General features: G+C 71.6%; 7 protein-coding genes and 2 pseudogenes (1 of these 9 running past the window's edge). 5 read left to right on the top strand and 4 right to left on the bottom strand.

Annotated elements, in window-relative coordinates:
• Positions 1 to 772: pseudogene (locus ACFFCN_RS16820) on the bottom strand (DEAD/DEAH box helicase) (it extends 1,676 nt beyond the left edge of the window).
• Between the two features lie 134 nt (positions 773 to 906).
• Between ACFFCN_RS16820 and ACFFCN_RS16815 the strand changes: the two are divergent.
• The 5 genes from ACFFCN_RS16815 (at position 907) to topA (ending at position 8,010) form a co-directional block, all read left to right on the top strand.
• On the top strand, positions 907 to 1,251 hold the full coding sequence (locus tag ACFFCN_RS16815) for an STAS domain-containing protein (RefSeq protein WP_375493511.1): 345 nt from the start codon (positions 907 to 909) through the stop codon (positions 1,249 to 1,251).
• A 182-nt stretch (positions 1,252 to 1,433) separates the two neighbouring features.
• Complete coding sequence (locus tag ACFFCN_RS16810) at positions 1,434 to 3,758, top strand: sodium-translocating pyrophosphatase (RefSeq protein ID WP_375493509.1); 2,325 nt, start codon at positions 1,434 to 1,436, stop codon at positions 3,756 to 3,758.
• A 13-nt stretch (positions 3,759 to 3,771) separates the two neighbouring features.
• Positions 3,772 to 4,500 carry a hypothetical protein gene (locus tag ACFFCN_RS16805; protein WP_375493507.1) on the top strand — a complete coding sequence of 243 codons (729 nt, stop codon included), beginning with the start codon at positions 3,772 to 3,774 and terminating at the stop codon, positions 4,498 to 4,500.
• 19 nt (positions 4,501 to 4,519) lie between these two features.
• Positions 4,520 to 5,161: a hypothetical protein gene (locus ACFFCN_RS16800; RefSeq protein ID WP_375493506.1), complete on the top strand. Its 642-nt coding sequence runs from the start codon at positions 4,520 to 4,522 to the stop codon at positions 5,159 to 5,161.
• A gap of 98 nt (positions 5,162 to 5,259) precedes the next feature.
• Positions 5,260 to 8,010 carry a type I DNA topoisomerase gene (gene topA, locus ACFFCN_RS16795; protein ID WP_375493504.1) on the top strand — a complete coding sequence of 917 codons (2,751 nt, stop codon included), beginning with the start codon at positions 5,260 to 5,262 and terminating at the stop codon, positions 8,008 to 8,010.
• A gap of 7 nt (positions 8,011 to 8,017) precedes the next feature.
• On the opposite strand, the gene ACFFCN_RS16790 is transcribed toward topA, so the two are convergent.
• From ACFFCN_RS16790 to ACFFCN_RS16780, 3 genes and pseudogenes are all read right to left on the bottom strand, one after another.
• On the bottom strand, positions 8,018 to 8,311 hold the full coding sequence (locus ACFFCN_RS16790) for a D-arabinono-1,4-lactone oxidase (RefSeq protein WP_375493502.1): 294 nt from the start codon (positions 8,309 to 8,311) through the stop codon (positions 8,018 to 8,020).
• A 568-nt stretch (positions 8,312 to 8,879) separates the two neighbouring features.
• Positions 8,880 to 9,527, bottom strand: a pseudogene (locus ACFFCN_RS16785) (FAD-dependent oxidoreductase); the annotation flags it as partial.
• On the bottom strand, positions 9,409 to 9,768 hold the full coding sequence (locus ACFFCN_RS16780; protein WP_375493523.1) for a VOC family protein: 360 nt from the start codon (positions 9,766 to 9,768) through the stop codon (positions 9,409 to 9,411). The gene ACFFCN_RS16780 and the pseudogene ACFFCN_RS16785, both read right to left, overlap by 119 nt.
• Positions 9,769 to 9,779: the final 11 nt, after the last annotated feature.

Here is a 9,779-nt window from a genome sequence, read left to right as displayed (position 1 = left end):
CGCCGTCGCTGAACGCGCCGATCAACCGGTCCCCGTCGTCGGTCACCGCGGTGACCGGTAGGCCGGTCAGCCGCGTCGCCGACGCGGCGGGGTCGGCAGTGGTCGCGGAGGCGAGCACGAACGTCGGCGCCGCGTGATGCGCAGCGCAGACGCGTCGCAGCCGCCGCAGCACCAGCGCCACGTGCGAGCCGAACAGGCCGCGGTAGGCATGGCACTCGTCGATCACGACATAGCGCAGCCGCCGGAAGAACGACGCCCATCGGCCGTGGTTGGGCAGCAGCGAGCGGTGCAGCATGTCCGGGTTGGACAGCACCCAGTTGGCCTGCGCCCGCACCCAGTTGCGCTCGTCGCGCGGTGTGTCGCCGTCGTAGGTGGCTGCGCGCAGGAAGGGCAGCTGCAGTGCCGCCAGCCCGGCGAGCTGGTCGCCGGCAAGCGCCTTGGTCGGTGCCAGGTAGAGCACCCGCGCGCGCTCGTCGGCGTGCAGGGCAGCGAGCCCGGGCAGTTGGTAGGCGAGCGACTTGCCCGAGGCGGTGCCGGTGGCCACCACGACGTGCCGCCCCTCGTGCGCCAGCGACGCCGCCTGCGCCTGGTGTGCCCAAGGCGCCGACACCGCGAGTCGGGCGAAGCGGTCGCGCACGGCGGCCGGCGTCCACTCGGGCCAGTCGGCCCCGCGGGCAGCGCGCTCGGCCAGGCGCTCGACATGCGTCACCGGCGACTCGCCGGGCGGCACACCGAGCAGCAACCGATCCAGCAAAGCAGCGGGATCACTCATCGCCGAATCACGACTCCTGCTTCGCTGTGGCATGCTGACTGCGCGCCGACGCGGGTACAGCGTTACCTCGCGCGCGGCGTGCGGTTGTAACACGCGGGTTTACCAGTACCTTCGGACAGCTTTCAGGGGTAGCAGTGGACGTCTCGGTATCGCGTTCGTCGAGCGGCGACGTACCCGTCGTCGCGGTGAGCGGCGAGGTTGATGTCTATTCGGCGCCGGCGCTCAAGGACAGCCTTACCGGTCTGTTGCGCGGCGGCGACAGCAGTGTCGTGGTCGATCTCACAGACGTGGCCTTCCTCGACTCCACCGGACTCGGCGCCCTGGTCGAGGCGCGCGCCGCCACCAGCGAGGCCGGCGGCGTACTGCCCCTGGTCTGCAACCAGGAACGCATCCTCAAGCTGTTCACCATCACCGGACTCGACGGCGTGTTCGCCATCCACGCGACGGTCGACCAGGCCGTGCAGTCCGCGGCCGTCTGAGCCGCACGGCCCTCCCCGCCGCACGGCGGCGCCGGCCCCACCTGTGAGCCGGGCTACACTCCGCCAGTCACTGCCGAATGCGCTGCGCACGGCGACACCGGCACACCTGCTCGTCGTAGACAACAACCTCGTAGCTACGGCGCGTTGACGTTCGCGTCCGATGTGGAACCAAGGGGAGTTGCATGGCCTCGCACCTGATCGCTGAGCCGGGCATCAGTACCGGTGAGCACGTCGCAGTGGTGGTGATCGCCATCGTCGCGATCATCGCGCTGGCCTTCGCCGGTCTGCTGGTGAAGGAGGTGCTCAAGGCCGACCAGGGCACCGACCGCATGCGCGAGATCGCGCACGCCGTCCAGGAGGGTGCACGCGCCTACCTCAACCGGCAGTTCCGCACCTTGGCGATCTTCTCCGTCGTCGTGTTCATCCTGCTGCTCGTGCTGCCGGTCAACCACGGCGGTTTCTCGGTGCAGTTCGGCCGCGCGCTGTTCTTCGTCGTCGGTGCCGTCTTCTCGGCCCTGGTGGGCTTCATCGGCATGACGTTGGCGACGCAGGCCAACGTGCGCGTCGCCAGCGCGGCCCGCGGCGGTGGCCGCGAGGCCGGCTTCCACGTCGCGTGGCGCACCGGCGGCATCGTCGGCATGCTCACCGTCGGCCTCGGCCTGCTCGGCGCGAGCGTCGTCCTGTTCTCCTACAACTCCAACGCCCCGACGGTGTTGGAGGGCTTCGGCTTCGGCGGCGCGCTGCTCGCCATGTTCATGCGCGTCGGCGGCGGCATTTTCACCAAGGCCGCCGACGTCGGCGCCGACCTCGTGGGCAAGGTCGAGGCCGGCATTCCCGAGGACGACCCGCGCAACGCCGCCACCATCGCCGACAACGTGGGCGACAACGTCGGTGACTGCGCGGGTATGGCCGCAGACCTGTTCGAGTCCTACGCGGTGACGCTGGTCGCGGCGCTGATCCTCGGCCAGACGGCGTTCGGTTCGAAGGGCCTGCTGCTGCCGCTGATCATCGGCGCCATCGGCATCGTCTGCTCGATCGTCGGCATCCTCGTGACGAACCTGCGCCCGACCGACCGCAACGGGCTGGTGCCGATCAACCGCGGCTTCTTCATCACGGCAATCGTCTCGCTGGTCGGCGTCGCGATCGCGTCCTTCACGTTCTTGCCATCGTCGTTCAGCAAGCTCACCGACCACGTGTCCGGCGCCACCGGCAACCCGGCGGTCATCGCATTCGTCGCGGTCGTCATCGGCATCGTGCTCGCAGTGCTGATCCAGCAGCTGACCGGTTACTTCACCGACACGGTCCGTCGCCCGGTCAAGGACGTCGCCGCCACCTCGCTCACCGGGCCGGCGACGGTGATCCTCTCGGGCATCTCGTTGGGCCTCGAGTCGGGCGTGTACTCCGCCGTGCTGATCGGCGCCGCGGTGTTCGGCGCGTTCATCCTCGGCGGCGGTAGCACGTTCGTCGCGCTCTACGCCGTGGCGCTCGCCGGCTGCGGCCTGCTGACCACTGCCGGCGTCATCGTCTCGATGGACACCTTCGGCCCGGTCAGCGACAACGCGCAGGGCATCGCCGAGATGAGCGGCGACATCGACGAGGGCGGCGCGCGCGTGCTCACCGACCTCGACGCCGTCGGCAACACCACCAAGGCGATCACCAAGGGCATCGCGATCGCCACGGCGGTGCTCGCCGCGACCGCGCTGTTCGGCTCGTTCCAGAAAGCGGTGCAGGACGCACTCAGCGACATCGGCAACCCCGGACACGTCGGCAAGCTGACCCAGCTGTCGTTCAATCTGACGCTGTCCCAGCCGAACAACCTGTTCGGCGTGATCATCGGCGCGTCCGCGGTGTTCCTGTTCAGCGGGCTCGCGATCAGTGCGGTGGGCCGTGCCGCCGGGCGCGTGGTGTTCGAGGTGCGCGACCAGTTCCGCACCCACCCGGGGATCATGGACTTCACCGAGCGGCCCGACTACAGCCGCGTCGTCGACATCTGCACCAAGGACTCGCTGCGTGAACTCGCAACCCCGGGCCTGCTGGCGATCTTCACACCGGTTGCGGTCGGCTTCCTGCTGGGCATCGGCCCGCTGGCCGGTTACCTGGCCGGTGCGATCGGCGCAGGCGTGCTGATGGCGATCTTCCTCGCCAACTCCGGCGGCGCGTGGGACAACGCGAAGAAGATGGTCGAGGACGGCGTCAACGGCGGCAAGGGCACCGAGGCACACGCGGCGACCATCATCGGCGACACCGTCGGCGACCCGTTCAAGGACACCGCCGGTCCGTCGATCAACCCGCTGATCAAGGTCATGAACCTGGTCGCCGTGCTGGTGGCGCCTGCGGTCGTGAAGCTGACCGTGGGGGACGACGCCTCGGTCGGGCTGCGGGTGCTGGCCGGCGTCGTCGCGTTCGCCATCGTGGCCGCGGCGGTGATCGTGTCCAAGCGACGTCGCGTCTCGATGGGTGACGACGCACCCGCGCAGCCGACGCCGGAGCCCGCCGGCGCCGCATGACCTCGGCGGCGCGGTGAGCGCTCCGCCGCCCGGCGACGGCGGCGAGCCGGGTTACGACGGGCCGCCTGCCTGGGGCCCGCCGGACGACGGCGAACCGCTGTACCCGCAGTACCCGCCCGGGCAGTATCCGGCCCAGCCGTACGGCAGTCAGCCGTACCAAAGCCAGCCGCATCAGGGGCAGCCGTACGGCGAGTACCACCAGACGCAGTACGCGGGCGCACCGCCGCAGCACTCGGGTCGCGGCAACCTGATCGCGGTTCTCGTCGCGGCGGCCGTGGTGGCGGTCGCCGTGCTCGTCGCGGTGATCGTCCTGCAGAGCGGCAACGACGACGCCGGCCCGACGGTGGCCGCGCCGAGCGGGCCGACGGCGTTCCCCAGCATCAGCGCGCCGTCGCTGGGCTCGAGCGCGCCGGCCGGCATCGTGCCGACGGGCGTGCCGACGGGCCCGGGTGCCGACGCGGTCTCGGCGACGCTCACCGGCATTAGGTTCTTCACCTTGCTGACGACGCACGACCTCGGCGCCGCGACCGCGCTCGCCTGCCCCGGCGCCCGGCTGGGGCTGACGCAGGCGAAGGTCGACCAGGTGGGGGCAGCCCTGCCGAGCGGCGCGGCCACGACCGGCGGCTCGGCGGCGACCATGAACGGCACGCTCGCGCGCACCGACGGCTCGCGCAGCGATCTGAGCGTGCACATGCGACACAGCGGGGCCGACTGGTGCGTCGACCGCGTGAGCGGCCTGTGACGGCCCCGCCCGCAACGCCATGACCCAGTACTCGCTGTTCGGCGCCGCCGCCGCGCAGCCGTCGGTCGACGATCTTGACGGTCTGCTGCTCGCGGGCGGGCAGTGGGTCCGTTCCGGCGCGGGTGCGCGGCTCTCGGTCGTCGTCGCGGACCGGTGGCGCGCTGACGCGCTGCACGACGCGTTCGCCGAGCGGGGCGTCGCCACGACACCGGACGACGCCGTCGTCGAGGCGAACAGCGGGTTCGGCGTGCGCACCGCGTTCGGGCCGGAGCTGATCGCCCGCGCGGCGCGGTGGACGCGCGGTTCGCGCCAGGGACTGCCGCCGGACTTCCAGCTCGCCGCGGGCAGCCTGCGGCTCTGGGCGCTCGCGGCCGGCCGTCCGGACGACGTCGGCTACCTGCTCACCACCGCGGGCGTGGACGACGCGACGCACCGCACCGCCGGCGCGCAGCTCGCCCGGCTGGGCGTCGCGGCCGTCTCGGTGTCGCGCCGCGGCAGCCGGGACCACCGCGGCTGGCGGGTGACGTCGGGGCGCCGGCTGCGCCGCCTGATCGAGCTGCTCGGGCCGGCGCCGTCCGGTGGTGCGGCGTCCTGGCCGGCGGCACTGCCCGGGCGCCCGCAGTCCGACCCGTCCGGCGGTGGCTCGTTGGCAGACCACTAACGCTCGCACCCAGGGCTTTGCACGTGTCCTGTACCGTCCGCGACGGCTGCGCCTAACGAGTCAGGCAGGGCCGGGATGAACGACGAGACGGAGCGGATGTGGCAGCGAAGGGCACCGGCGCGGGCACCAAATTGGTGATCGTCGAGTCCCCCGCCAAGGCCAAGACGATCGGCGGGTACCTCGGCAAGGGGTATGTCGTCGAGGCGTCGATCGGGCACATCAGGGATCTCCCGCGCAACGCTGCGGACGTGCCGGCGAAGCACAAGGGTGAGGCGTGGGCGCGGCTCGGCGTCGACACCGAACACGACTTCGAACCGCTGTACGTCATCAGCCCGGACCGCAAGCAGCAGGTCAGCAAGCTCAAGTCGTTGATCAAGGACGCCGACGAGCTGTACCTCGCGACGGACGAGGACCGCGAGGGCGAGGCCATCGCGTGGCACCTCGTCGAGACGCTGAGCCCGAAGATCCCGGTGCGCCGGATGGTGTTCCACGAGATCACGCCGTCGGCCATCGCCGCGGCCGTCGAGAACCCGCGCGAGATCGACGACCACCTCGTCGACGCGCAGGAGACGCGGCGCATCCTCGACCGTCTCTACGGCTACGAGGTCAGCCCGGTGCTGTGGAAGAAGGTGCTGCCGGGGCTGTCCGCCGGGCGCGTGCAGTCGGTGGCCACCCGGATGGTCGTCGAGCGCGAACGCGAGCGGCTGGCGTTCCACTCGGCGAGCTACTGGGACGTCGTCGGCACGTTCCGGGCCAGCGAGCCGAAGCCGAACGACCCGGACAGCTTCACCGCGACGCTCGTCAGCGTCGACGACACCCGGCTCGCGGTGAGCCGCGACTTCGACCCGGCCACCGGCCGTGCCCCGGCAAACGTCCTGCACCTCGACGAAGCGGGCGCCCGCGGGCTCGCCGCGCGTCTCGACGGCCGGCCGTTCACCGTGCAGGGCGTCGACGAGAAGCCCTACCGCCGCCGGCCCTACCCGCCGTTCATGACCTCGACGCTGCAGCAGGAGGCCGGGCGCAAGTTCCGCTGGTCGGCCGCGCAGGTCATGCGCACCGCGCAGCGGCTCTACGAGAACGGCTACATCACCTACATGCGCACCGACTCGACGACGCTGTCGTCGACGGCGCTGAGCGCGGCGCGGGCACAGGCACGCGAGCTGTACGGCGACGCGTACGTGCCGGCCGAGGCGCGGACCTATCAGCGCAAGGTGAAGAACGCGCAGGAGGCGCACGAGGCGATCCGCCCGGCGGGGGACTCGTTCCGCACGCCGGGGCAGGTGACGAGTCAGCTCTCCCGCGAGGAGTTCCGCCTCTACGAACTGATCTGGCAGCGCACGCTCGCCTCGCAGATGGCCGACGCCGTCGGCACCACGGTGTCGATCCGGCTCGGCGCGACGTCGGCCGCCGACGAGGCCGTCGTGTTCACCACGAGCGGGCGCACCATCACCTTCCCCGGCTTCCTGCGCGCGTACGTCGAGGACGTCGACGCCTCGGGCGACGAGAAGGACGACAGTGAGAAGCGGTTGCCGCAGCTCACCCGCGGCGACGCGATCGACCCGCGCGAATTCGAGCCGACCGGGCACACGACGTCGCCGCCCGCGCGCTACACCGAGCCGTCGCTGGTCAAGGCGATGGAGGAGCTCGGCGTCGGCCGTCCGTCCACGTACGCCTCGATCATGCAGACGATCCAGGACCGCGGCTACGTCTGGAAGAAGGGCCCGGCGCTCGTGCCGACGTGGACGGCATTCGCCGTCGTCGGGCTGCTGGAGTCCTACTTCGCGCGGCTGATCGACTACGGCTTCACCGCGTCCGTCGAGAACGACCTCGACGAGATCGCGGACGGCGCGCGCTCGCGCGTCGAGTGGCTGCAGCGCTTCTACTTCGGCTCCGGCGAGGCGTCCGTCGAGGCCGAACGCATCTCCGCGCAGGGCGGCCTCAAGCGGCTCATCGCGGCGCGACTCGAGGAGATCGACGCGCGCGGCGTCAACTCCATCCCGCTCGGCAACGTCGCGGACGGCACCGTCGTGCGCGTCGGCCGGTACGGGCCGTACCTGCAGCGCGGTGAGGGTGACGACGCGCAGCGCGCCTCGCTGCCCGAGGACCTCGCACCGGATGAGCTGACGCCGGACAAGATCGAGGAGCTGCTCAACGCGCCGTCCGGCGACCGCGACCTCGGCACCACCGGCGACGGCCGGGAGATCACCGCACGCGCCGGACGGTACGGCCCGTACGTCACCGACGGCGAGAAGACGGCGTCGCTGTTCAAGTCGATGTCGCTGGACACGGTGACCCTCGACGAGGCGGCGCAGCTGTTGACGCTGCCGCGCGTCGTCGGTCAGCTCGACGGCGAGGACGTCACCGCGCAGAACGGGCGGTACGGGCCGTACCTGAAGAAGGGGACGGACTCGCGCTCGATCGACACCGAGGAGCAGCTGTTCACGGTCACGGTCGACGAGGCCGCGGCGATCTTCGCGCAGCCCAAGCAGCGCGGCCGACGCGCCGCAGCGGCGCCGCCGTTGCGCACGCTGGGCAACGACTCCGCGTCCGGTCAGCCGATGGTGATCAAGGACGGCCGGTTCGGCCCGTACGTCACCGACGGCGAGACGAACGCGTCGCTGCGCAAGGGCGACGACATCGAGTCGATCTCCGACGAGCGGGCGTCCGAGCTGCTCGCCGATCGCCGCGCGCGTGGGCCGGCGAAGAAGACAGCGCGTCGCGGCGCGGCCAAGAAGACCGCGAAGAAGACGGTGGCCAAGAAGACGGCAGCGAAGAAGACCGCGGCCAAGAAGACCGCCGCGAAGAAGGCCGCCGCCAAGGCGCCGGCGAAGGCCGCCGCCGACTCCTGATCTCGGCTCAGTAGACGTAGGTGTCGAGGAACGTGTTGCCGAACTTGCGGTGCGGGTCGTGCCGCGCGGCGAGCTCGCGGAAGTCGGCGAGACGCGGGTAGTGCCCGCGCACGGTCGCGGCGTCGAGGGTGAACACCTTGCCCCAGTGCGGCCGCGGGTCGAACCGGGCGAGCACCGCTTCCAGCGTGCGTACCGCTTCGGCCACGCGCGCGTCGTCGTTGACCCAGGTGAAGTGCAGGGCGGTCGTCGCTCGCCCGTGGCACGGTGAGAGCCACAGGTCGTCGGCGGCCACCGTGCGCATCTCGAACACCTGCAGCGCCCGACAGATCGGCCTGCGCGACGGCGCGTAGCGCGTCGGGGCCGTGCTCGCGCGGGATGAGGTACTCCGTCTGCTGCTCGTCCCCGTTGCTGGGCGTGAACTCGAGCCGGAAGTGCGGCAACCGCTCGTGCCACGGCCCCGGCACGCCCAGCTGCTGGGTTGCGGTGGCCGGGTCCTCGCCGGCGATCGGGTGCTGCGCCTCTTCTGCCGGGTGCGCGCCCCACCGGGTGCCGTCGGGCAGCCGCGCGTCGGTGCGCGCCTTGACCCACACGTCGACCGCGTCGCGGCGGCGGAACTCGCTGAACAGGCTGACGCTGTAGCCGGCATTCATGACGTCGTCGAACTGCTCGGCGACGGCGTCGACCGGTGCGTCCAGCCAGAGGTCCTGGCGCATCTCGTAACTGCGCTCGATGTCGAGCGTCAGCCGCGTCGCGATGCCGAGCGCACCCAGCGCGAGCACGGAACCGCCGAAGTGCGGGTGCCCGCGGCGCACGCGCACGAGCTTCCCGTCGGCCTGGACGAACTCGATGGCCACGACCGATGCCGCCAGACAGGCGTTGCTGCTGCCGGCGCCGTGCGTGCCGGTCGCGCACGCACCGCCGATCGAGATGTGCGGCAGCGAGCCGAGATTGTGCAGCGCCCAGCCTCTGCGCTCCAGGGCGACCGCGAGCTCCCCGTAGCGCGTCCCGGCACCGACCGTCACGGTGCGCGCCGCGGCGTCGATCTCGATCGGCACGTCGAGGCGCGCGGCGCTGACGAGCGTGCCCCTCGTGTCGGCGACGCGGCTGAACGAGTGGCCGGTACCGAGCGCGTGGACCCGGTCGGCACCGGCGACGAGCTCCTGCAACTGCTCGACCGAGGTCGGCGTCGCGAGCTGGTCGGTGTCGAACGCCAGGCTGTTGGCCCAGTTACGCAGCGTCACCCCTCGGATGTACCCACGCCGACGCGAACAGGTGCGGGGCGGCTGTGCCGCACCGTGCCCGCGCGCCGCTTGGCACCGGCAACCCGCGGCGTAACGATCTTCGTGGCCGCGACGGCGCGGTACCAGGTCGGCCCGCGCGCGGCGTCGATGCGCGGGTTCAGCGCTGCTGCAATTCGATGCGGTTGCCGAACGGGTCCGCGGTGTGGAAGCGGCGCACGCCGGGGATCTCGCCGTCGGTGCGGACGCACGCGTGGCCGGCACCGGTGAGCACGTCATGCAGTGCATCGAGGTCGTCGACGACGAACGCCGGATGTGCTTTGCGCGCGGGCGCGAACGGTTCCTCGACACCCAGGTGCAGCATCGCGTCGCCGGCCGCGAACCAGCACCCGCCGCGCACGGCCAGTGCGGGCGGCTTCGCGATCTCGCGCATGGCGAGCAGGCCGGCGTAGAACCGCCGCGCCGCGTCCTCCCCGCCGGCCGGGATCGCCACCTGGACGTGGTCATAGCCGGTGATCACGACGCCACCCC

The sequence above is a fragment of the uncultured Jatrophihabitans sp. genome (assembly GCF_964246335.1).
Taxonomy (GTDB): Bacteria; Actinomycetota; Actinomycetes; order Mycobacteriales; family Jatrophihabitantaceae; genus Jatrophihabitans.
The sequence above is the reverse complement of the archived record's forward strand: the minus strand, read 5'-3'. Positions and strand labels throughout refer to the sequence as shown.